Annotated in this window: 19 protein-coding genes; 7 read left to right on the top strand and 12 right to left on the bottom strand. The window is 65.9% G+C overall.

What is annotated here, in order from left to right; translation table 11 throughout:
- Nucleotides 1–121: 121 nt before the first annotated feature.
- Nucleotides 122–439: a quaternary ammonium compound efflux SMR transporter SugE gene (gene sugE, locus WJU27_RS08975; RefSeq protein ID WP_019918882.1), complete on the bottom strand. Its 318-nt coding sequence runs from the start codon at nt 437–439 to the stop codon at nt 122–124.
- Nucleotides 440–568: 129 nt separating this feature from the next.
- Complete coding sequence (norR, locus tag WJU27_RS08970) at nt 569–2,122, bottom strand: nitric oxide reductase transcriptional regulator NorR (RefSeq protein WP_341421897.1); 1,554 nt, start codon at nt 2,120–2,122, stop codon at nt 569–571.
- 175 nt (nt 2,123–2,297) lie between these two features.
- On the opposite strand from norR, the gene hmpA reads away from it, so the two are divergent.
- The gene (hmpA, locus tag WJU27_RS08965) at nt 2,298–3,479 is read left to right on the top strand and encodes an NO-inducible flavohemoprotein (protein ID WP_341421896.1); all 1,182 of its coding nucleotides are present in this window, start codon (nt 2,298–2,300) and stop codon (nt 3,477–3,479) included.
- A gap of 172 nt (nt 3,480–3,651) precedes the next feature.
- On the opposite strand, the gene WJU27_RS08960 is transcribed toward hmpA, so the two are convergent.
- Together WJU27_RS08960 and WJU27_RS08955 are read right to left on the bottom strand one after the other, a co-directional pair.
- Nucleotides 3,652–4,467 (bottom strand): UDP-2,3-diacylglucosamine diphosphatase, encoded by an 816-nt coding sequence (locus WJU27_RS08960; protein WP_341421895.1) that lies wholly within the window; start codon nt 4,465–4,467, stop codon nt 3,652–3,654.
- Nucleotides 4,468–4,476: 9 nt separating this feature from the next.
- The gene (locus tag WJU27_RS08955) at nt 4,477–4,758 is read right to left on the bottom strand and encodes an SMR family transporter (RefSeq protein WP_341422113.1); all 282 of its coding nucleotides are present in this window, start codon (nt 4,756–4,758) and stop codon (nt 4,477–4,479) included.
- A 345-nt stretch (nt 4,759–5,103) separates the two neighbouring features.
- Between WJU27_RS08955 and WJU27_RS08950 the strand changes: the two genes are divergently transcribed.
- Genes WJU27_RS08950 through WJU27_RS08935 form a run of 4 tightly spaced genes read left to right on the top strand, consistent with a single transcriptional unit; the run spans nt 5,104 to nt 9,223 of the window.
- The gene (locus WJU27_RS08950; protein WP_341421894.1) at nt 5,104–6,813 is read left to right on the top strand and encodes an alkaline phosphatase family protein; all 1,710 of its coding nucleotides are present in this window, start codon (nt 5,104–5,106) and stop codon (nt 6,811–6,813) included.
- Between the two features lie 18 nt (nt 6,814–6,831).
- Entirely contained in the window at nt 6,832–7,542 is a 711-nt protein-coding gene (locus WJU27_RS08945) for an ABC transporter ATP-binding protein (RefSeq protein ID WP_341421893.1), read from the top strand.
- Nucleotides 7,539–8,768, top strand: a complete 1,230-nt coding sequence (locus tag WJU27_RS08940; protein WP_341421892.1) for an ABC transporter permease — start codon at nt 7,539–7,541, stop codon at nt 8,766–8,768. Before WJU27_RS08945 ends, WJU27_RS08940 begins: the two co-directional genes overlap by 4 nt.
- Nucleotides 8,765–9,223, top strand: a complete 459-nt coding sequence (locus WJU27_RS08935) for a hypothetical protein (RefSeq protein WP_341421891.1) — start codon at nt 8,765–8,767, stop codon at nt 9,221–9,223. Before WJU27_RS08940 ends, WJU27_RS08935 begins: the two co-directional genes overlap by 4 nt.
- A 216-nt stretch (nt 9,224–9,439) precedes the next feature.
- Here the strand turns inward: WJU27_RS08935 and WJU27_RS08930 are convergent, their stop codons facing one another.
- From WJU27_RS08930 to urtA, 8 genes are all read right to left on the bottom strand, one after another.
- Complete coding sequence (locus WJU27_RS08930) at nt 9,440–10,570, bottom strand: hypothetical protein (protein WP_341421890.1); 1,131 nt, start codon at nt 10,568–10,570, stop codon at nt 9,440–9,442.
- A gap of 89 nt (nt 10,571–10,659) precedes the next feature.
- Nucleotides 10,660–10,989 carry an FmdB family zinc ribbon protein gene (locus WJU27_RS08925; RefSeq protein ID WP_020164090.1) on the bottom strand — a complete coding sequence of 110 codons (330 nt, stop codon included), beginning with the start codon at nt 10,987–10,989 and terminating at the stop codon, nt 10,660–10,662.
- Between the two features lie 10 nt (nt 10,990–10,999).
- The gene (gene fmdA / locus WJU27_RS08920) at nt 11,000–12,229 is read right to left on the bottom strand and encodes a formamidase (protein WP_304029281.1); all 1,230 of its coding nucleotides are present in this window, start codon (nt 12,227–12,229) and stop codon (nt 11,000–11,002) included.
- Nucleotides 12,230–12,284: 55 nt separating this feature from the next.
- Nucleotides 12,285–12,974, bottom strand: a complete 690-nt coding sequence (urtE, locus tag WJU27_RS08915) for an urea ABC transporter ATP-binding subunit UrtE (RefSeq protein ID WP_341421889.1) — start codon at nt 12,972–12,974, stop codon at nt 12,285–12,287.
- Nucleotides 12,975–13,022: 48 nt separating this feature from the next.
- A complete protein-coding gene (gene urtD / locus WJU27_RS08910; protein ID WP_304010249.1) occupies nt 13,023–13,766 on the bottom strand; it encodes an urea ABC transporter ATP-binding protein UrtD in 744 nt (247 codons plus the stop codon).
- A gap of 28 nt (nt 13,767–13,794) precedes the next feature.
- A complete protein-coding gene (gene urtC, locus WJU27_RS08905; protein WP_341421888.1) occupies nt 13,795–14,988 on the bottom strand; it encodes an urea ABC transporter permease subunit UrtC in 1,194 nt (397 codons plus the stop codon).
- Between the two features lie 40 nt (nt 14,989–15,028).
- On the bottom strand, nt 15,029–15,943 hold the full coding sequence (urtB, locus tag WJU27_RS08900) for an urea ABC transporter permease subunit UrtB (RefSeq protein ID WP_020164093.1): 915 nt from the start codon (nt 15,941–15,943) through the stop codon (nt 15,029–15,031).
- Nucleotides 15,944–16,036: 93 nt separating this feature from the next.
- Entirely contained in the window at nt 16,037–17,308 is a 1,272-nt protein-coding gene (gene urtA / locus WJU27_RS08895) for an urea ABC transporter substrate-binding protein (RefSeq protein WP_020164094.1), read from the bottom strand.
- Between the two features lie 358 nt (nt 17,309–17,666).
- Between urtA and WJU27_RS08890 the strand changes: the two genes are divergently transcribed.
- A complete protein-coding gene (locus tag WJU27_RS08890; protein WP_341421887.1) occupies nt 17,667–21,083 on the top strand; it encodes an ATP-binding protein in 3,417 nt (1,138 codons plus the stop codon).
- Nucleotides 21,073–21,972: a DNA-binding response regulator gene (locus tag WJU27_RS08885; RefSeq protein WP_304010242.1), complete on the top strand. Its 900-nt coding sequence runs from the start codon at nt 21,073–21,075 to the stop codon at nt 21,970–21,972. Before WJU27_RS08890 ends, WJU27_RS08885 begins: the two co-directional genes overlap by 11 nt.
- The last annotated feature ends 26 nt before the right edge of the window (nt 21,973–21,998 follow it).

Raw genomic sequence — 21,998 nt, 5'->3', positions numbered from 1 at the left:
CACGCAGGTGCGTGCGGGTGGGCTGCGCGCGCAAGTGTGCGCAGCAAAAGCGAAAGCCCGCGATTTTCGCCGATAGCGGGCAGCCGGCACAAGTGCGCGGCTGCCGCGCCGGCCCGGGTGATCAGGCCGAAGTCAGCTTGAGACCGAGGATGCCGGCGACGATGAGGCCGACACAGACCAGTCGCGCCGCGTTCGCCGGCTCGCTGAACAGCACGATGCCGAGGATGACGGTGCCGACCGCGCCGATGCCGGTCCACACTGCGTAGGCGGTGCCGACCGGCAGATTGCGCATGGCGATGCCGAGCAGCACGACGCTGATGATCATCGTCACTACGGTGAAGGCCGAAGGCCAGAAGCGGCTGAAACCGTCGGTGTATTTGAGGCCGATCGCCCAGGCGCATTCGAACAGGCCGGCGATCACGAGGATGGTCCACGACATGAGTTCAACTCCGGATATCGGGGCCGTCCCCGTCGCAAGAAACACCGCACGGGTCGTCCCGCCGGCGGCGTGCGTGTTGCACACAGGGAATATTCGTTTCTTTTGATGCACAGGTCAAGGTGCGGCGCGTCAGCGCAGGCCGAGCCGTTTCGCCAGCCGCTGCAGGTTGGCGCGGTCCAGCCCCAGTTCGCGCGCGGCGGCGGCCCAGTTGTGACCGGTGCGCTCCAGTGCGGCGGCGATGGCTTCGCGCTGCAAGCGGTCGACCGCGCTGCGCAGGTCGCCGACCGGGCCAGCCGGATCGCTGACCGGCGCCGGTGTCTCGGCCGGCACTGGCGGCGACAGTTCGAGGTGGGCGGCGTCCAGCGTCACGATGCGCGGCCGTTCGTGGGTGCCGGCCAGCGCCTTCAGTGCGGCACGGCTGATCAGGTGCTCCAGTTCGCGCACATTGCCGGGCCAGTCGTGGGCGAGCAGGGCGGCCTGCGCGTCCGGGGCGAGGCGCAGGCCGCGCAGACCGAGGCGCGCACGGTTCTGTTCGAGGAAGCGGCCAGCCAGCAGCAGCACGTCGCGGCCGCGTTCGCGCAGCGGCGGCACGTGCAGCGGATAGACGCCGAGCCGGTGGTAGAGGTCGGCCCGGAAGCGGCCGGCGCGGACTTCCTCTGCCAGATCGCGGTTGGTGGCGGCGATCACGCGCACGTCCACATGGACTTCCTGCTCGGCACCGATGCGCTGCAGCTGGCCGCCCTGCAGCACGCGCAGCAGCTTGGCCTGGGCCGCCAGCGGCAGTTCGCCGATCTCGTCGAGGAAGAGCGTGCCGCCGTCGGCCAGCGCGAACTTGCCGCGGCGCTCGGTCAGCGCGCCGGAAAAGGCGCCGCGCACGTGACCGAACAGTTCGCTCTCGACCAGGTTGTCGGGCAGGGCGGCGCAGTTCAGGCTGACCAGCGGCCGCGCCGCGCGAGCCGAGGCGGCGTGCAGCGCGCGGGCCACCAGTTCCTTGCCGACGCCGGTTTCGCCGTGGATCAGCACGGTGAGCTCGCTGCCGCCCACCAGTTCGATTTCCTTCAGCAGTCGCCGGTGCGCGGCGCTGTGGCCGACCATGTCGCCGCTGCCGGCAGGGCTGGCGCCGGCCGCCTCGCGGTAGGCCTCGGCGCGCAGTTCCTCGTTCTCGGCCCGGCGCGCCAGCGTGTCGATGCGCTGCGCGGCCTTGACGGTGGCCGCGGCCAGGCTGGCGAAGCCGGCCAGCATGTCGAGGTCGGCGCCGGCGAAGCGCGCCGGGTCGAGGGCGTCGAGCGTCAGCACGCCCCAGGGCTGTTCGTCCAGATAGAGCGGGCAGCCCAGGCAGTCGTGTACTTCCAGATGTGCGCCGTGGCCCGGTATCAGTCCGTCATAGGGGTCGGGCAAGGGGCAGTCGGCGGCGAAGCGGGTCGGTTCGCTGCGTTCGAGCAGCGCCGCCAGGCGCGGGTGCTCGGCGATCAGGAAGTGACGACCCAGCGTGTCCGGGCTCAGGCCGTCTATCGCCAGCGGTACCAGACGGTCGCCATCCAGCCGCAGCAGCGCGGTGGCGTCGCAGGGCAGCAGTTCGCGCAGCGCCTGCAGAAGTCGTCGATAGCGCTCCTGCGCCGGCAGGTCGCGCGACAGGTCGTCGACCAGCGGAATCAGTGCGGACAGCAGCGGGTGTGTGGTCATTGTGACGCGGTGTTGTCGAAGTGACACGAATGCAGTGTAGTCGTTTCAACTCGATGGTGCTGCAAGTGACTGATCCGAATGAGACCGTTCCATGGCACGGCACTTGATAGTGAAGGCGTGCCCGCGCGTCACGGGACTTTCGCGCCGGCGTTTCATTCACTGTCAGGAGAAAACCATGCTGAGCCCGGAACACCGAGCCGTCATCAAGGCCACCGTGCCGCTGCTGGAAAGCGGCGGCGAAGCGCTGACCACGCACTTCTACCGCATCATGCTGAGCGAACACCCGGAGGTGCGGCCGCTGTTCAATCAGGCGCACCAGGCCAGCGGCGACCAGCCGCGCGCGCTCGCCAATGGCGTGCTGATGTACGCGAAGAACATCGACCGTCTGGAAGCGCTCGGCCCGCTGGTCGGTCAGATCGTGCAGAAGCACGTGTCGCTGCAGGTGCTGCCCGAGCATTACCCCATCGTCGGCGGCTGCCTGCTGCGCGCCATACGTGAGGTACTGGGCGCCGAGATCGCGACCGACGCGGTGATCGAAGCCTGGGCCGCGGCCTACGGTCAGCTGGCCGATCTACTGATCGGCGCCGAGGAGTCGGTCTATGCCGACCACGCGCAGGCCGACGGCGGCTGGCGCGGTGCGCGCGCTTTCCGTGTCGCGCGCAAAGTGCGCGAGAGCGAGGAAATCACCTCTTTCCATCTCGAACCGGTGGACGGCCAGCCAGTGCTGCGCCACGCGCCGGGCGAATACATCGGCCTGCGGGTGAGCATCGACGGCCAGGAAATGCGCCGCAACTACTCGCTGTCGGCCGCCGCCAACGGTCGCGACTACCGCATCAGCGTCAAGCGCGAGGCGGGCGGCCGGGTGTCCGGTCATCTGCACGACGCGGTGAACGTGGGCGACGTGCTCGATCTGTTTCCGCCGGCCGGCGATTTCACGTTGCGTGCATCCGACCGTCCGGTGGCGCTGATCACCGCCGGCGTCGGCATCACGCCAGCGCTGCCGATGATGGAAGCGGCGCTGGCCGAAGGGCGCGAGGTGCACTTCATCCACTGCGCGCGTCACGGTGGCGTGCATGCCTTCCGCGATCACGTCGAAGCACTGGCGCAGCGGCACCCGAAGCTGAAGCGCTTCTATGTCTACAGCGAGCCGCGCGACGGCGACCAGGCGCACGCCGAAGGCTTCATCGAGCGCCTGCATCTCGAACGCTGGCTGCCGCAACCGTCGGCGCTGGACGCCTACTTCCTCGGCCCCAAGCCTTTCATGGCGCGGGTGAAGAAGCAGCTGTTGGAACTGGGCGTGCCGGCTGCACAGACCCATTACGAGTTCTTCGGACCGGCGGCTGCACTCGACGGCTGATCGTAGCCTGCGGCCGGTTGCGGCCACGTCGCGGCTTGGGCCGCTCCCACAGGGCGTGCCCGATCCGCGGCTGGAGCGGAGGTTCTGTGGGAGGGGTCTTCTGACCCCGACAGCGGCGGTGGGCAGTCCATAGACCGCGTCAGCAGCAATCGCTACCGACCCTCTGACACGCTCAGGCCTCGGCCGTCTCTTCCTCCACCGCCAGTGCTGTGCGCGGTCCTGCGGCGCGCAGTTCCTGCCCCCAGTCGACGATGGCGAAGCGGCCGTCGGCGTGTTCGACGATGGCGGTGCAGCTGTCCACCCAGTCGCCGCAGTTCATATAGGTCAGGCCCTGCACCTCGCGCAGCGATACTGCGTGGATGTGGCCGCAGATCACGCCATCGACGCCGCGCGTGCGCGCCTCGTGCATGACCGAATCCTCGAAGTCGTAGATGAAGCTGACCGCGCTCTTCACCTTGCGCTTGGCGTAGCCGGCCAGCGACCAGTAGCCGGCGATGCCCAGCGTGCGGCGCAGCCAGGACAGCCGCGAATTGATGCTGACCAGCAGGTTGTAGGCGACGTCGCCGAGCAGGGCCACCCAGCGGTGGTGGCGCGTGACCTGGTCAAAATCGTCGCCATGCACCAGCCAGTAGCGGCGGCCATCGGCAGCCTGGTGGATGCACTCGCGCTGCAGTTCGATGTCGCCGAACACGGTGCCGGTGTATTCGCGCAGCGCCTCGTCGTGATTGCCCGGGATGAAGATGACCTGCGTGCCCTTGCGCGCGCGGCGCAGGATCTTCTGCACGACGGTGTTCTGCGACGGCGTCCAGTGGATGGAGCGGCTCATCGCCCAGAAGTCGATGATGTCGCCGACCAGATAGAGGTAGTCGGATTCGTGGTGGCGCAGGAAATCGAGCAGTGCGTCGGCCTGGCATCCACGCGTACCGAGGTGGATGTCCGACAGAAAGATGGCGCGCACGCGCCGGACGAGAGGATCGGGAGCATTCACGCCGACGATTCAAGCCCATCCGTGTGACAGGGCGGTGACGTGATGCCTGCTCGCAGCCCGCCGCGGTGACCGTTGTTGCACGAACGCAAAGTCACGTGTAAGCGGCAAAAGGAAATGGCCGCGATTTCTGCCGATGCCTGTCCCCATGGCACAGGCGCTGCCCACCGGCAGGTTGCGCATGGCGATGCCGAGAGGCACGACGCTGATGATCATGGTTACGACGGTGAAGGCCGAAGGTCGGAAGCGGCTGCAACCGCCGGTGCATTTGAGGCCAAGTGCCTCCTCGCGCATTCGAACAGGCCGGCGATGGCTCACGACATGAGCGGACATTCCGGTCTTGCCGGGGGTGTCCCCGACCGGGGTGAGCCGGTGGTCGGGGCGCCCCGCCAGCCGCTCGCTCGCTGAATGGGATTGTTGCGCGGTACGAATCTCCGTTTCGTGCGTGAATCCGCCAAGTCAGGACGGCGTATTTCTTATGCTGTCCGGAATGGTCAGGATGTCTATAGTGGGGTAAAGCACCGCTCGCATTTCCTTCTGTTGCCGCCTTCCGTCCTTCTGTCTTGTTCAACCCGGAAAGGAGAACTCGTCGGTCCAGCGCAGTTTTCGAAGAACTGAAAACAATCAGAGGAGAATCAGATGGGCAGCTCGACGCAAAGTGCATTCAGCCTGTTTGTTCTGTCCGCCGCCCTTGCGGGCTGTGCGAGTCAAGGCGTTCAGCGCAGTACGGCCGCACCCGCAGGCATCCCCCCTCCAAAGCTCGTCGTGTTCATGGTGGTGGATGGCTTTCCGCAGGAACAGGTCACCAAGTACTACGACCAGTTGTCCGAGGGGGGGCTGAAACGGCTCATCGACCGCGGCGCATGGTTCAGCAACAACCACTACAGCCATGCGACCACCTACACCGGCGTGGGTCACGCCACGCTGCTTTCCTGTGCGCATCCATACAAGCACGGGGTGATCGGCAACGACTGGCTGGACAAGAAGACCGGTGCGCGGGTGTATTCGACCGAGGACAGTCGCCACACCTATCTTGACGAGGAAACGCCGAAGCATGCCGGCACCTCGCCGTTCAACATGAAGGTGACCACCGTCGGCGACGAACTCATCTATGCCAACGGCAGCGCAAGAGTGGTCACGATTTCCGGCAAAGACAGAAGCGCCATCGGCCTCGCGGGGCAGCTGGGTACCGCCTACATGCACAGCCCGGCAACGGGGCGTTTCATCACGTCGACCTATTACATGTCCGATTACCCGGCATGGTGGAAGAGCTTCTACGAGTCCCGGCCGCAGGACCGCTACTTCGGGCAGATGTGGACCCCCTTGCTGCCGGACGAGTCCTATGCCCGCTCCGCGCCTGATGACCGGCCGTGGTCCACCAATTACAAGGGACTGGGCACCAAGTTCCCGCATCCGATCAGCGGAGGAGCGCAGACGCCATCGAAGGGTTATTACGACGCCATGCTGTGGACGCCATACGGCGATCTGCTTACGCTTGATTTCGTGAAGGCGGCGATCGAGGGTGAGAACCTCGGCAGCAATCCGGCGGGGGTGCCGGACCTGCTTGCGATCAGCTGGACCAGCCATGATTACGTGCATCACCTTTTCGGGGCGGAAAGCAAGCAGGCGCACGATCACACGCTGAGGCTGGATCGCGTGTTCGAGGATTTCTTCAGTTACCTCGACCGGCGATTCGGGCTGGACAACGTGCTGATCACGCTGAGCGCGGACCATGGTTTCATGAACATCCCGGAGTACAGTGCATCCCGGCGGATCGATGCCGGACGCATCGATCCGGAGAAGATGATCGAAGCGGTGAATGCTCATCTATGGGCTCGTTTCCCGTCTCTTGACGGCAAGAAGGTCGTGACCACGTGGTGGAATCCCACGCTCTACATCGACTACAAGCTGGTGGACGGTGCGCGGCTTTCCCGCATCGACGTGGAAGAGTCCGCCGCTGCCGTCCTGCGCGATTATCCGGGGGTGGAATCGGTCTACACGCGGAACCGGCTAGAGGCGGGGCAGCTGCCGGATACGAAGATGAGCAGACAGGTGTATCTCGCGTGGCACCAGTATCTGAGTGGCGACATCGTCGTCATGAACAAGCCCAACTGGTACCTGTTCGCAAAGCCCTTCGGCTACGCCGCGACGCATGGTTCGCCCTGGTCCTATGACACCAACGTGCCGCTCATGATGATGGGCTCGCGCTGGGTCCGGCCTGGAAAATACGCCAATTCGGAGGTGGTCGATCTCGCGCGCACGCTTGCGTATGTGCTCAACGTCCGACCGCCCAACGGTTGCGAGGGCAGGGTACTGGACGAGATCGTACGGACTGCGCCGGGGCGCTGAAGGGTGGCCGCTCTCTTGATGGCGCCCGGTCAGGTTCCGGGCGCCGCGACCTTTGTCGCCCGTGGCATCCGCAAGGCGTTCCGGCGCGGGCAGCAGGTGGTGCCGGTGCTGGACGTGCCGCGATTCGAGCTTGCGCCAGCGTCCTCGGTCGGCCTGTCCGGTCCCAGTGGCTCGGGCAAGAGCACGCTGCTCAATGTGTTCGCCGGCATTCTCGACGCGGATGCCGGCGAAGTGGTGGTGGGCGGCATATCGCTGACCGGTCTGGCTCCGGCCGAACGCGATCGCTTCCGTGCCCGGCATATCGGCTACGTGTTCCAGACCTTCAATCTGCTGCCGCCCTTGAGCGCTCTTGAGAACGTGATGGTGCCGATGTCTTTCTGCACGGTGATCAGCCGCGGAGAGCGACGCGAGCGAGCCATGAATCTGCTGGCACAGGTCGATCTGGCGACGCGGGCGGACCGGCTGCCCGCGGAGCTGTCCTACGGTGAGCAGCAGCGTGTGGGCATCGCCCGCGCGTTCGCCAATCAGCCGCGGCTGGTCCTGGCGGACGAACCCACCGCCAGTCTCGAACCCGGCCTCAAGCACCGGATTGCGGAACTGCTGGTGCAGTGCTGCGCGTCAGTCGGAGCCAGCTTGCTGGTCGCGTCCCACGACGAAGCCGTACTCGGCCACATGCAGCGCGTGGAGCGCATGGAGCGGATCAACCGCAGGGCAGGAGGCATGGAATGAGTGCGTTCTCGCTGGCCTGGCGCTACCTGCACGCACGGCGACTGCTCAACCTGCTCACCGCACTGACGGTGGCGCTCGGCGTGACGCTGGTGGTGGCATCGGCCGCGCTGTCAGGTGCCGGCCGTGACAGCGTGGGGCGTACCACGGGCGGCTATCAGTTGCTCGTGGCAGCCAAAGGCAGTCCGTTGCAGGCGGTATTGAGCAGTCTTTTCTTCATCGACGAGCCGACCGGTCTCGTACCTGCATCCGTCTGGGAAAAGCTGAGCGTGGACGCTGGTGTGGCGCGGAGCGTGCCGCTGAACATGGGAGACAGTCATCGGGGGTTTCCCGTTGTCGGAACCACGCCCGGCTATTTCGACCTGATTCGCGATCTGTCCGGACAAACGCCCAGAGCGGAGCCGCCACGCGGCTTCGAGCGACCCTTCGAGGCGGTGCTGGGTGCCGTCGTTGCCCGCCAGCTCGGACTGGCCGTCGGCGACCAGTTCAATGCCGCACATGGAATGGCCGAACTGCCGGCCGATCTGGCGCGTACGCACGACGTTTCTCCCTACACGGTCGTTGCGGTACTCCAGCCGACCGGACTGCCCATGGACAGGGTCATCTTCACGACGCTCGAGACGACCTGGCTGCTGCATGGCCTGTCTCCGCCCGACGCAGCGGAGCGGGGTCACATGCCTGCGCCCGGGGTCACCGCCTTGCTGCTGCAGGGACATACCTACGCCGACATGCAGAGGCTGGCGGCGCTCGCCGGACAGTCCGACGGGGTGCAGGCGATCTTCCCGGCGCGCATCGTCACCCGCCTGCTCGGGTACCTGAACACAGGCGAGCAACTGCTGACTGCGCTGTGCTGGCTGCTGGTGGCGGCCGCCGGCATGGCGGTTGCGATCTCCATGCTGGCCGCCACGATAGAGCGCAGGCGTCAGATCGCCACCTTGCGCGCCCTGGGTGCGAGCCCGGGCGTGGTGGCACGCGTGGTGCTGTACGAGGCCGGTCTGGTCGCGCTGACGGGCGCCTGTCTGGGTGTGGTTGCCGGTCGCCTGCTGGCGCACGGCCTGGCGTGGATCATGGCGTCCCGCACAGGCCTGCTGCTGGAACCCGCGTCGATGTCCAGCGGTGACGTCACCGCCGTGCTGTGCGTCGTAGCGATCGGCCTGACAGCCAGCGCGCTCCCGGCCTGGTCGGCATGCCGTCAGGATATCGCAAGCCATCTGGTGCCTTCGCCATGACCAGGCGCGATCGAGTTCGCGCCATCGTGCTGGCACTCTGTCTGGGCGTGATCCTCTGTCCGGCCGCCAGGGCGGCGGAGCGCATACGCTTCGCTGACTTCTTCATCGGCGAAACCTGGCAGGCCGGGGTGGGCATGTCGCCGAAACTGCGGCTGTCGTCGAAGATGACCTCGCTCCACGGCCGTCAGGTGGAACTGCTGGGCTTCATGGACGGCATGCTGCCGAGGGACGGCATGTACTTCATGATCATCAGAGAGCCGGTGCTGGGGTGTCCCTTCCATTCCGTTGAGTTCGACTGGTCCGGCTTCGCCGCGGTGTTCGTGCGCAAGGGGACCGACTACATCGACGGACCCATACGCGTTACCGGTCGGCTGGACGTCGGGCGGCGTCTCGATGAAACCGGCTTCGAAAGCTACGTGCGGATCTACGAAGCCGAAATCGTGCGGGTGCGCTGAAGGTCGGTCATCCATCTCCACGCATGGGCGCTTCGCGCACAACCGCGTGCCCGATATCCGATCGTGATCAGGCGGCCCCGCCACCACGCATGTAACGGCCGCAATCGTGGCGGAGCGGCGTGATCGGTCGGTGCGGACTGGCGAAAAAAGGGCACGCCGCAGCGTGCCCTGGAATCGACCGGCCCGGCGCCCTGCGCGCCGGAGGGTCGAGGTGGATCAGTACATCAGCTGCACGCCGAGCACGAACTTGTCGGTGTCGGTACCGGCGGCGTTTTCCATGTCGGAGTACACCGCGGTGATGCGTGCATTGTGGCCGGACATCACATAGGTCAGGCCGAAGTCCCACTGCTTGGTGTCGCCGCCGGCGTCGGCGTTGAACTTCTGGTAGCGGGTGTAGGGCTGGAACTGGCCGATGCCGATCTTGGTCGGGATCAGGTAGGCGGCGGTCAGCAGCCAGGCGTCACCGGCCTGTGCGCCGCCGCAGTTGTTGACGTTGGCGCAGGCGACGGCCGGCGCGTCGGTCACGCCGTCGGTGTCGTAGTCGTACCAGGCGCCTTCCAGCGTCACCACGCCGCCACCGGCGAGCTTGGTTTCATACAGCGCGTCGATGTTCCAGGCGCGGTAGTCGCCGCGGGCGAGTGCGGTGCCGACACCGTTCTTCTGCGTCTGGTAGGCCATGCCGACGGTGAAGATTTCCTTGCTGCCGAAATAGCTGTTGGTGCCGTAGTAGCCCAGTTCCGGATCGAGGAAGCTGTATGCGATACGGGTGGCGTACAGCGGATCGTCCGAGTCGTTCGACAGGCCGGTGCCGCGGTTCTTGCCCTGGTAGGCACCGACCGAGTACAGCAGCTTGCCGCCGAGCACGTTACCCCACAGCAGCGCGCCGTCGTCGCGGCCGGTGAAGGCGTTCGGGTACTGCGACACCATCGGGTATTCCCACACGTTGGCGAAGTAGGGGCCGGCCATGTTGGCGCGGTCGGTCGGCGGCAGCATGCGGCCGAACCAGAAGTTCACGCCTTCGGTCAGTTCGAACTGGGCGACCGCGTCGAGGATGCGCATCGACTCGTCGGACTGGCGCTCGAAGTTGATCATGCCGCCGATGTTCTTGGTGATCTTGCCGCTGGTGATGATACGGACCGAGTCCACCGAGAAGTCGTTCGAACGCGAGGTGCCGTTCGGTGCCGCGTCTTCGGCGTTGGTGTAGGAGGTGCGCGCCCACAGGCTGAGCGTCAGATAGCTTTCGCCGGGACCGGCAACGGTGACGCCCGCGTTCGCGCTGCCGCAGGCGGCGAGGGCGACGGCAAGAGCACTGGCTTTGCGCAGACGGTTCTTGGTGATGTTCTTCATGGTGCTGGACTCCCGGTTGTTGAGGTTCAAGGTGCGAGGTTCAAAGAGCGGACTGCATTGACGGACTGCAAATGGGGCGGACCGGGTGATCAGTGACTGATCATCCAGGGGCGTTTCGTCGGGAAGGCCTTGGAGCCGTCGCGCGCGACGGCCGTGGTCTTGCTGGTTTTTCCGCTGCAGCATGAGCAGCCGGGGCCGTGCGTGCGGCTGGCCAGCTTGGGCTCGTGGCGTGCGCGTTCATTGGTGGCATGCGCGCTGCGCAGCTGGCCCGGCATGTCGGCGAAGGCCGGTGCCGAAATCAGCTGGCGCGCGGCCGGCTGGCCGCAGGCCGGGCAGAGGCAGGGCGCGTCCCGCTGCGCGATGCTGCGCATGGCGGAAAAGCTGCCATGCGCCTCGCAGTGAAAGTCGTAGGTCGGCATGGCAGCGTCCTCAGACGTCTTCCGAGATCGGCATCTGGATGCTGCCGTCGAGGAATTTCTGCGGACCGGCTTCGGTCGGCATGATGTCGAAGTCGAAGATGTCGGTCGGCAGCCACAGCGTCGCGCAGGCATTCGGAATGTCGACCACGCCGCTGATGTGGCCCTGCACCGGTGCCGTGCCGAGGATCGAATAGGCCTGGGCGCCCGAGTAACCGAACTTCTTCAGGTATTCGATCGCGTTCAGGCAGGCCTGCCGGTAGGCGACATGCACGTCGAGGTAATGCTGCTTGCCCTGCTCGTCGACCGAGATGCCTTCGAAGATGAGGTAGTCGTCGTACTTGGGCGTGATCGGGCTGGGCTTGAAGATCGGGTTCTTGACCGCGTACTTCTTCATGCCGTCCTTGATGATGTTCACCCGCAGGTGCAGCCAGCCGGCCATTTCGATGGCGCCGCAGAAGGTGATTTCACCGTCGCCCTGCGAGAAGTGCAGGTCGCCCATCGACAGGCCGCCGCCCTTCACATAGACCGGGAAGTAGATGCGCGAGCCGCGCGACAGATCCTTGATGTCGCAGTTGCCGCCGTGTTCGCGCGGCGGCACGGTGCGGGCACCTTCCATCGCCGCCTTGTCGCGGGCTTCGCCCTTCAGGCGGCCCATGTGGGCGGTCGGTGCGCACGGCGGGCAGCCCAGCGGCGGCACGCGCTCGGGGTCGGTGTTGATGAAGTCGATCTCACGCTTGTTCCACTCTTCGAGCAGCTTGGGATCGGGCAGGCAGCCGATCAGACCCGGGTGGATCAGGCCGGCGTACTTGACGCCCGGCACGTGGCGCGATTCGGTGAACATGCCCTTGATGTCCCAGATCGACTTCTGCGCCAGCGGGAAGTGGTCGGTCAGGAAGCCGCCGCCGTTCTTCTTCGAGAAGAAGCCGTTGAAGCCCCACAGGCTGTCTTCCTTGGCGCCGATGTCGAGGATGTCGACCACCAGCAGGTCGCCCGGCTCGCAGCCTTCGACGCCGATCGGGCCGGACAGGAAGTGCACCGTCGTCAGGTCGACGTCGCGCACGTCGTCGGCGCTGTCGTTGTTCTGGATGTAGCCGCCGGTCCAGTCATAGGTTTCGATCTTGAAGTCGTCGCCCGGCTTCACCCACGCGACGATGGGGATGTCCGGGTGCCAGCGGTTGTGCACCATGTCGTTCTCATACGGCGACTGCTTCAGGTCTACCTTGATCAGGGTCTCTGCCATGTTGATCTCCTTGGGTGGAAGGGGCGGTTGGGCGGTGTTGCGGCGGTGGGCGGGGTCAGACGGACAGGAACTGCTTGATGTGCGCGGTATCGGTTTCGGCGCGGGTGCTCTCATGGACCAGGCGGCCGCCTTCGATGACGAACAGGCGGTCGGCCACGTCCATCGCGAAGCTGAGCACCTGCTCGGACACGACGATGGTGATCTGGCGCAACTTGCGGATTTCGTTCAGCGCGCGCGCGATGTCCTTGATGATCGACGGCTGGATGCCTTCGGTCGGCTCATCGAGCAGCAGCACCTTGGGGTCGGTCACCAGCGCGCGGGCGATGGCGAGCTGCTGCTGCTGGCCGCCGGACAGGTTGCCGCCCTTGCGGCGGCGCATTTCCCACAGCACCGGGAAGAGGGCGTAGATCTCGTCCGGCACCTTCTTGACCTTGGCGTTTTCGAGGCCGGTGTGGATGTTCTCCTCGACCGTGAGCGTCGGGAAAATCATCCGGCCCTGCGGCACGTAGGCGATGCCCTTGGCGACGCGCTTGTAGCTTTCGTCCTTCGACACTTCGTTGCCGGCGACTTCGATGTGGCCGCTCTTCAGCGGCAGGATGCCGATCAGCGACTTGAACAGCGTGGTCTTGCCCATGCCGTTGCGGCCCATGATGGCGACCGTTTCGTTGGCGTTGGCTTCGAACGAGATGCCGTGCAGTGCCTCGCTCTGCCCGTAGGCGACATGTACGTCCTTGACGTTGAGCATGGTGGTGTCCTTATGCGTTGACTGGCGCGTGGGTGGGGTCGCGGAGACTCAATGGCCCAGATAAACGTCGATGACCTTGGGATCGTTCTGCACCTTGTCCATCGACCCTTCGGCGAGGATCTTTCCCTGGTGCATGACGGTGACCTTGTGGGCGATGCGCTTGACGAAATCCATGTCGTGCTCGATCACGATCACCGAACGGCCCTTGCAGATGCGCTGCAGCAGTTCGGCGGTCAGTTCGCGTTCGCGCACGCTCATGCCGGCGATCGGTTCGTCCAGCATCAGCAGCTCGGGCTCCTGCATCAGCAGCATCCCGATCTCCAGCCACTGCTTCTGGCCGTGGCTGAGCAGGCCGGCCTCGGTGTCGAGGGCGCTGCCGAGGCCGATCTCGTCGGCCACCGACTGCACGCGCGCCTTCACCTCGTCGGTGCAGCGGAAGCCGAGCGCGCCGAGCACGCTGCGGCCGCGCGGGAAGGACACTTCCAGGTTCTTGAACACCGAAAGGTTTTCGTAGATCGACGGCGTCTGGAACTTGCGGCCGATGCCGGCGCGCACGATCTTGTGTTCCTGCAGCTTGGTCATCTCCACGTTCTTGAACTTGATGCTGCCGCCGCTGGCCTTGGTCTTGCCGCAGATCAGGTCGAGCAGCGTGGTCTTGCCGGCGCCGTTCGGGCCGATGATCACGCGCAGCTCGCCGCGATCGACGTAGAGGGTCAGCGCGTCGATCGCCTTGAAGCCGTCGAAGGACACGGTGAGGTCCTCGATCGCCAGTACGAAGTCGGTATTGCTCATGTCGGTCTCCTGTCAGGTCGGGCGCGGGTCAGGCCGACTGGCCCTGGACGCCGCCGGGCAGTGCGGCGGGCGGTGCGGACTTGTGGGTGGGGGCCGAGGGCGGTGCCGGCGGTTCGCCCGCGGACGCAGCCGGCTTGGCGACGGACTTGCGACGCGAGAACCAGGGCTTCACGTGGCTTTCGTACAGACCGGCCAGGCCGTTGGGGAAGGCGAGCACGACGCCGATGAACAGCGCGGCCATCAGGAACAGCCAGAGGTCGGGCGCGCTCTCCGAGAAGTAGGTCTTGCCGGCATTGACCAGCAGCGCGCCATACACCGCGCCGACCAGCGACATGCGACCGCCCACCGCGGCGAAGATGACCATTTCGATCGACGGCACGATGCCGACAAAGGACGGCGACATGAAGCCGACCTGCAGCGTGAACATCGCGCCGCCGATGGCCGAGATGCCGGCCGCCAGCACGAACACGAACACCTTGAACATCGCCACGTCGTAGCCGGAGAAGCGGACGCGGTCTTCCTTGTCGCGCATCGCCAGCAGCAGGGTGCCGAGCTTGGACATCTGTATCCAGCGGCAGAGCAGGATGACGCCGATCAGCAGCGCGGCATTGACGAAGTACAGGACGTACTTCGACGAGTCGTCGCGGATGTCCCAGCCGAGCAGGGTCTTCAGATCGGTGATGCCATTGACGCCGCCGGTGTAGCCCTGCTGGCCGATGATGAGCACGGTCAGGATGAGTGCCACCGCCTGCGTGATGATGGCGAAATACACGCCACCGACCCGGCGCTTGAACATGGCGAAGCTGATGATGAAGGCCAGCAGCATCGGCACCAGCACCACCGCGATCAGCGCCAGCGGCAGGTGGTTGAACGGCTCCCACCAGAACGGCAGCTCGGTGATCTGGTTCCAGTCCATGAAGTCCGGAATGCCCGGCGTGCTCTGGATCTTGGTCGATTCCGGATCGGAGGCCTCGAGCTTCAGGAACATCGCCATCATGTAGCCGCCGAGGCCGAAGAACACGCCCTGGCCCAGGCTCAGGATGCCGCCGTAGCCCCACAGCATGACGAGGCCGACGGCGACGAAGGCGTAGGTGAGGTACTTGCCGACGAGGTTCAGACGGAAGATGTCCATCGTCAGCGGGAACACGACCATGATGACGAGCGCGAGGATGAGCACGCTCCCCATGCCGGTTCGTGCAGCCCAGTTCTTGAATGCGTCCATGTGAATCTCCTGGAAGGTGCGAAGTCGGTGCGGATCGCGTTCAGCGGCGGATCTTCGAGGCGAAGAGGCCCTGCGGACGGATCATCAGGATGGTCACGATGAGCAGCAGCGTGAGTACCTTGGCCATCGAGCCGGTCAGGAAGAACTCGGCGATCGACTGCGTCTGGGCGATGCCGAAGGCCGACGCCACGGTGCCGAGCAGCGAAGCGGCGCCGCCGAAGGTCACCACCAGGAAGGCATCGACGATGTAGAGCGAACCGGAAGTCGGGCCGGTCGAACCGATGGTGGTGAAGGCCGCGCCGGCCACACCGGCGATGCCGCAGCCGATGGCGAAGGTGAGACGGTCGGTGCGCTTGGTGTTGATGCCGGTGGCGTTGGCCATCGCCCGGTTGGCGACGGTGGCGCGCACACGCAGGCCCCAGCGCGACTTGTACAGCGCGAGCAGCACGCCGCCGGTCACCACGGCGGTGAGGCCGAGCACGAACAGGCCGTTGATCGGGATGTCCAGCCCTTCGGACGGCGCCCACGAACCCATCAGCCACTCGGGCAGGGTCGGGCTCACTTCCTTCGGACCGAAGGTCGAGCGGAACACCTGCTGCATGCCCAGCGACAGGCCCCAGGTGGCGAGCAGCGTATCCAGCGGACGTTTGTACAGATGCCGTATCAGCGCCCACTCGGTCAGCCAGCCGAAGGCGAAGGCGATGAAGAAGGCGGCGATGATGGCGATCGGAAAATAGGCTTGCACCAGCCCCGGCGCGTAGGTTTCCGTCAGGCTGGAGAACATGAAGATGGTGTAGGCGCCGATGGTCATGAATTCGCCATGCGCCATGTTGATCACGCCCATCTGGCCGAAGATGATGGCGAGGCCGAGGCCCATCAGCAGCAGGACCGAGAACAGGCTCAGCCCGGCGAAGCCCTGCATCAGGGCGATGTTGTAGATTTCGTCGAACGACATGACGGACCTCCGGACGGTGGGCCGGGCACTGCCCGGCCGTGCAGGGAAAGGAGGCGCGCCGCCCGGTCTGCGCCGGGGCGGCGCGCCGGGGTATTACTGGTAGCCCTTCGGGAACGGATTCGGCTCGATCAGCTCAGCCGATTCGGCGACCACCTTGAAAGTGCCGTCCGGCTGGCCTTGGGCGATGCGTGCCTTCGACCACAGGTGGTGGTTCTCATGCAGCTTCACGTAGCCTTCCGGTGCGGTCTTCAGTTCGATGCCGGGCGAGGCGGCGACCACCTTGTCGACATCGAAGCTGCCGGCCTTCTCGACCGCGGCCTTCCACAGCCAGGGGCCGAGATAGCCCGCCTGCGTGACGTCGCCGATGACCGACTTCGGGCCGTAGGCCTTCTTGAACGCTTCGACGAAAGCCTTGTTGTTCGGGTTGTCGAGCGACTGGAAGTACTTCATCGAGGAGTAGAAGCCGGCGAAGTTTTCACCGCCGACGCCCAGCATTTCGTCCTCGGTCACCGACAGCGTCAGCAGGAACTGCTTGACGCCGGTGATGCCAGCCGCCTTCAGCTGCTTGTAGAAGGCCACGTTGGAGCCGCCGACCACGGCTGCGAAGATGCAGTCCGGCTTGGCGACCTTGATCTTATTGATCAGCGAGTTGAAGTTGGTGTGGCCGAGCGGGTAGTACTCCTCGCCGACCACCTTGCCCAGCTTGCCGACCGACTCGATGTGCTTGCGCGCGATCTTCATCGACGTGCGCGGCCAGATGTAGTCCGAGCCGACCAGGAAGTAGGTCTTGGCCTTCTTTTCCTTCGACGCCCAGTCGAGACCCCAGATGATCTGCTGGGTGGCTTCCTGGCCGGTGTAGATGACGTTCTTCGACTGCTCCAGACCTTCGTAGAAGGTCGGGTAGTACAGCAGGCCGTTCTCCTTCTCGAACACCGGCAGCACCGCCTTGCGCGAAGCCGAGGTCCAGCAGCCGAACACGCAGGCCACCTTGTCGTTTACCAGCAGCTTCTTCGACTTCTCGGCGAAGGTCGGCCAGTCGGAGGCGCCGTCTTCCTTGATCACCTTGATCTTGCGGCCGAGGATGCCGCCCATCGCGTTGATCTGGTCGATCGCCAGCTGTTCGGCCTGGATGGAGCCGGTTTCGGAAATCGCCATCGTGCCGGTGGCAGAGTGCAGCTGACCCACGATGACTTCGGTGTCGGTCACCGCGAGCTTGGTCGTGTTGACCTTGGCCGTCGGGAACTGGGCGTTGCCGAAGCTGACGCCGGGCACCATCAGTGCCGGTGCTGCGGCCATGCCGAGCAGAACCTTGCGGCGTTGTTCGTCGGTGAGCGGAGCCGGAATCGTGTCTTTCTTGTCAGCCATATCGTTTCTCCTGAGCGGAAGGGGTTGGGGAGCTTCAGGCGATCCGGTTGCGGCCGTTGAATCGTTTTGTGCACTGCACCGCAATCGCTCGCTGCGGTGCGAAAAGTAGTGTTCGGGGGTGCGTAGCCGGAATACGTCGATTGACGTATGTGCGTACTCGGCGCAACACCCGCGATCGGGGTGGGCCGGTGCTAAGGTGGAATCCTGCGCTGTCGCACTGCACCAGGATGTTGCCGAGGGCACCGTCGGGGTGCGCGGCGTGGAGGGAAGCTGCACTTGGGCTCCGGGCGGCGCGCGGTTCCGCTGCCCGGAGCATTTCTTGCATGGTGTGGCCTCGATCGCGTCAGCGCCTGCCCCGATGTCCGAAGCCACCCACCAGATATTCAAGATCCGCCGCGACTACAACACCTGGGTCGCCAACGAGACGCTCGAGGATTACGCGCTGCGCTACACGCCGCGCAGCTTCCGCAAGTGGTCGGAGTGGCGGGTCGCCAACACCGCCTTCGGCGCGGTGTCCTTCCTGGCGCTGGAGGCGATAGGCGGCGCCATCGCGCTGAACTACGGCTTCACCAATGCGCTGTATGCCATCCTGCTGGTCGGGCTGATCACCTTCCTGACCGGTCTGCCGATCAGCTACTGCGCCGCCAAGTACGGCGTGGACATGGACCTGCTCACGCGCGGCGCCGGCTTCGGCTACCTCGGCTCGACCATCACCTCGCTGGTCTACGCGAGCTTCACCTTCATCTTCTTCGCCATCGAGGCGGCCATCATGGCGCTCGCCTTCGAAATGTATTTCGGCCTGCCGCTGGCGTGGAGCTATCTGCTGTGTTCGGTCGTCGTCATTCCGCTGGTGATCCACGGCGTCACGCTGATCAGCCGCATACAGCTGTGGACGCAGCCGCTGTGGATCGTGCTGCTGGTGCTGCCCTACCTCGCGGTGTGGTGGCGGGCGCCGCACCTGTACTCGGAATTCACCGGTCTGGCCGGCCGCAGTTCGGGCAGCAGCGAATTCGACTGGATCATGTTCGGTGCGGCGTCGACGGTGGCGATCTCGCTGGTGGTGCAGATCGGCGAACAGGTCGATTACCTGCGCTTCCTGCCGGAGAAGACGCGCGAGAACCGGGTGCGCTGGTGGGCGTCGGTGCTGATCGCCGGTCCTGGCTGGGTGGTGCCGGGCATGGTGAAGATGCTGGGTGGAGCCTTCCTCGCCTTTCTCGCGCTGCAGGCCATGGTGCCGGTGGACCGCGCGGTCGAGCCGACGCAGATGTATCTCGCCGGCTTCGCCTACGTGTTCGATTCGCCGGCCGTCGTGCTGGCGGTGACCGCGCTGTTCGTCATCGTGTCGCAGCTGAAGATCAACGTGACCAATGCCTACGCCGGCTCGCTCGCCTGGTCCAACTTCTTCGCCCGTCTCACGCACAGCCATCCGGGTCGCGTCGTGTGGCTGGTGTTCAACGTGGTGATCGCGCTGCTGCTGATGCTGCTCGGCGTGTTCGAGGCGCTGGAGCACGTGCTGGGGTTGTACGCCAATCTCGCCATCGCCTGGGTCGGCGCACTGGTGGCCGACCTGGTCGTGAACAAGCCGCTCGGTCTGTCGCCGTCGCACATCGAGTTCAAGCGCGCCCATCTGTACGAGATCAACCCGGTCGGTCTGGGCTCGATGCTGATCGCCACGCTGGTATCCGTGCTCGCCTATACCGGCTGGATGGGCGACATGGCGCAGGCCTTTTCGCCCTTCATCTCGCTGGCCACCGCCTTCGTCACCGCGCCGCTGATCGCGCTCGCCACGCGCGGCCGCTACTACCTCGCGCGGCGCAGTGCCACGCAGTGGCGGCCGGGCCAGACGGTGACCTGCCACGTCTGCGAAAACAGCTTCGAATCGGAGGACATGGCGTACTGCCCGGCCTACGGCCAGCCCATCTGTTCGCTGTGCTGCACGCTCGAATCGCGCTGCCACGACCGCTGCAAGACCGACGCCAGCGCCGCTGACCAGCTGCACGCCTTCCTGAACGCCATCCTGCCGATGCAACTGGCGCGGCGCGTGAATTTCCGCGTCGGCCATTTCCTTGTGGTGTTCCTGTCGCTCACCGTGCTGCTCGCGGTCATCTTCGGCGTCGTGTTCTACCAGGAGGCCATCGTCAGCGGCCTCTACCCGGCGGCGCGCGACAGCCTGCAGCTCACGCTGTCGAAAACCTTCGCGCTGCTGGTGCTGCTGTGCGCGGTGTGCGCCTGGTGGATCGTGCTCGGTTCGGAAAGCCGGCGGCTGGCGCAGGACGAATCGAACCGGCAGAACCAGCTGCTGATGCGCGAAATCGACGCCCACCGCAAGACCGACCTCGCGCTGCAGAAGGCCAAGGACGCCGCCGAGTCGGCCAACCTTGCCAAGACGCGCTACGTGACCGGCATCAGCCACGAACTGCGCACGCCGCTGAACAGCATTCTCGGCTACGCGCAGATCCTGCTGCGCGAAACGGGCGGCAGCGGCAGCACCGGCAAGGGCGGCGGCGACGACACGCAGAAGCGCGCGCTCGGTACCATCCTGCGCAGCGGCGAACATCTGCTGGGCCTGATCGACGGCCTGCTCGACCTGGCGCGCATCGAGGCCGGCAAGCTCAGGCTGGATCCGGCGCCGATGCCGCTGCGCGAACTGCTGGACGATCTGGCCAAGATGTTCGAGCCGCAGGCGGCGCGCAAGGGCCTGCAGTTCCGCATCGAAACGACCGGCCGCCTGCCCGACTACGTGCGCGTCGACGCCAAGCGGCTGCGCCAGGTGCTGATCAACCTGCTGGCGAACGCGGTCAAGTTCACCGAGCAGGGCGAGGTGGTGCTGCGCATCGATTACCGGATGGAAGTGGCGCGCTTCGAAATCGCCGACACCGGCCCCGGCATCGCGGCCGACGACCACGCACGCATCTTCATGCCCTTCGAGCGCAGCAGCAGCGGCCGTGTGATCGCCGAGCCGGGAACCGGCCTGGGCCTCAGCATCACCCGCATGCTCACCTCGTTGATGGGTGGCGAACTGACGCTGGAGAGCGAGCTTGGCCGCGGCTCCACCTTCCGCCTGCGGCTCTACCTGCCTGAATACCTGTCGGTGCCGACGCAGACCCGTTCGTTGCGCACCATCATCGGCTACGAGGGCCCGCGCGTGCGCGTGCTTCTGGTCGATGACGATGCGACCCAGCGCCACATGCTGACCGGCATGCTGGCGCCGCTCGGCTTCGACGTGGACGAGGCGGCCAGCGGGCGCGAGGCGCTCGATTGCGTCGCCCGCGTGCGCCCGGACGTGGTGCTGCTGGACATCAATATGGACGGCATGGACGGCTGGGATACCGCGCGCCGGCTGCGCGAGTTCGACGGCGCGCCGATACCGGTGCTGATGGTGTCGGCCAATGTGTTCGAGAACCGCAGCGAACTGCTGCGCACCGCCGGCTGCGCCGGCTTCGTGCCCAAGCCTGTCATGGAGTCCGAACTGCTGGACCAGCTGCGCGAGGCGCTGGACCTGACCTGGCATGTCGACGAACCGGCCGACGCCGCACCGCCGAAGACGGAGCCGGCTGCCGACGCGCCGCTCGCAGCGCTCGACGACGAAGAGCGCGCCGCGCTGCTGCGTCTGTCGCGGCTGGGCCACGTCAATGGCATCGCCACGCTGCTGGACGCGATTTCCGAACGGTCCGAAGCCGCACGCGAAGACTGCCGTCGCCTGCGCGCGCTGGTCGACGGCTTCGACCTCATACGCTTCACACAACTATTACAACGCGACGCCCATGCTCTCTGAATTCCATCAACCGGTCGTGCTCGTCGTCGACGACGCGCCCGATTCGCTCGGCTTCCTGTGCGACGCGCTGTCGCAGGCCGGCTACACCGTGCTGATCGCGCACGACGGCGCGTCGGCGCTGGCCCGTCTCGAATGGGTGGTGCCCGACGCCATCCTGCTCGATGCGGTGATGCCCGGTCTGTCCGGCTTCGAAACCTGCCGCCGCATCCGCGAGGAGCCGGGGCTGACTCATGTGCCGGTCATCTTCATGACCGGCCTGTCGGGCACCGCCGAAGTGGTCGAAGGCTTTACCGCCGGCGGCACCGACTACGTGGTCAAGCCGCTGCGCGTCGAAGAGGTGCTGGCGCGGCTTACCGCCCACGTGCGCAACGCGCGCGCGGTGCGCATCGCACGGCAGGCGGTCGACGTGGCCGGCCTCGGCGTGCTGGTGGTCGATGCGCTCGGCCGCGTCGCGTGGCGCTCGCCACGTGCCGGCGAGTGCCTGGGTCAGTTCGGTATCGACCCGGCGGCGGCCACCGCAGACTGGCTGGGCGACCCTGCCGGCCTGACGGCGGACCCGGCGGCCGATGCGCGACTGCTGCGCGAGCAGGGCGACCAGGCGCTTTATGCGCGCAGCCTGGGCGCGGTGGGCCTGGGCGAGCACATGCTGCTGCTTGATGTCAGGAAGCGCGGCGAATCGAGCACCCGCATCGCTGGCGCCCAGCTGACGCCGCGCGAGGCCGAGGTGCTGTCCTGGCTGGCCAAGGGCAAGACCAACCGCGACATCGGCGACATCCTCGGCATGAGTCCGCGCACTGTTAACAAGCACCTCGAGCACATCTACGAAAAGCTCGGCGTCGAAACCCGCGCCGCCGCAGCCGCACTGGCGATGCGCGCGTCCAGCGACTGAACAGGCACCGCCCCGTGTCTGTTCGC

Origin of the sequence: Methyloversatilis sp. NSM2, from assembly GCF_038066675.1 — a bacterium.
GTDB lineage: Bacteria > Pseudomonadota > Gammaproteobacteria > Burkholderiales > Rhodocyclaceae > Methyloversatilis > Methyloversatilis discipulorum_A.
The sequence above is the reverse complement of the archived record's forward strand: the minus strand, read 5'-3'. Positions and strand labels throughout refer to the sequence as shown.

Bases quoted from the DNA above. Each gene is read 5' to 3' on its own strand.
- sugE (WP_019918882.1), bottom strand. From the start codon at position 439: ATGTCGTGGACCATCCTCGTGATCGCCGGCCTGTTCGAATGCGCCTGG.
- norR (WP_341421897.1), bottom strand. From the start codon at position 2,122: ATGACCACACACCCGCTGCTGTCCGCACTGATTCCGCTGGTCGACGAC.
- hmpA (WP_341421896.1), top strand. From the start codon at position 2,298: ATGCTGAGCCCGGAACACCGAGCCGTCATCAAGGCCACCGTGCCGCTG.
- WJU27_RS08955 (WP_341422113.1), bottom strand. From the start codon at position 4,758: ATGCGCGAGGAGGCACTTGGCCTCAAATGCACCGGCGGTTGCAGCCGC.
- WJU27_RS08950 (WP_341421894.1), top strand. From the start codon at position 5,104: ATGGGCAGCTCGACGCAAAGTGCATTCAGCCTGTTTGTTCTGTCCGCC.
- WJU27_RS08945 (WP_341421893.1), top strand. From the start codon at position 6,832: ATGGCGCCCGGTCAGGTTCCGGGCGCCGCGACCTTTGTCGCCCGTGGC.
- WJU27_RS08940 (WP_341421892.1), top strand. From the start codon at position 7,539: ATGAGTGCGTTCTCGCTGGCCTGGCGCTACCTGCACGCACGGCGACTG.
- WJU27_RS08935 (WP_341421891.1), top strand. From the start codon at position 8,765: ATGACCAGGCGCGATCGAGTTCGCGCCATCGTGCTGGCACTCTGTCTG.
- WJU27_RS08930 (WP_341421890.1), bottom strand. From the start codon at position 10,570: ATGAAGAACATCACCAAGAACCGTCTGCGCAAAGCCAGTGCTCTTGCC.
- WJU27_RS08925 (WP_020164090.1), bottom strand. From the start codon at position 10,989: ATGCCGACCTACGACTTTCACTGCGAGGCGCATGGCAGCTTTTCCGCC.
- fmdA (WP_304029281.1), bottom strand. From the start codon at position 12,229: ATGGCAGAGACCCTGATCAAGGTAGACCTGAAGCAGTCGCCGTATGAG.
- urtE (WP_341421889.1), bottom strand. From the start codon at position 12,974: ATGCTCAACGTCAAGGACGTACATGTCGCCTACGGGCAGAGCGAGGCA.
- urtD (WP_304010249.1), bottom strand. From the start codon at position 13,766: ATGAGCAATACCGACTTCGTACTGGCGATCGAGGACCTCACCGTGTCC.
- urtC (WP_341421888.1), bottom strand. From the start codon at position 14,988: ATGGACGCATTCAAGAACTGGGCTGCACGAACCGGCATGGGGAGCGTG.
- urtB (WP_020164093.1), bottom strand. From the start codon at position 15,943: ATGTCGTTCGACGAAATCTACAACATCGCCCTGATGCAGGGCTTCGCC.
- urtA (WP_020164094.1), bottom strand. From the start codon at position 17,308: ATGGCTGACAAGAAAGACACGATTCCGGCTCCGCTCACCGACGAACAA.
- WJU27_RS08890 (WP_341421887.1), top strand. From the start codon at position 17,667: ATGTCCGAAGCCACCCACCAGATATTCAAGATCCGCCGCGACTACAAC.
- WJU27_RS08885 (WP_304010242.1), top strand. From the start codon at position 21,073: ATGCTCTCTGAATTCCATCAACCGGTCGTGCTCGTCGTCGACGACGCG.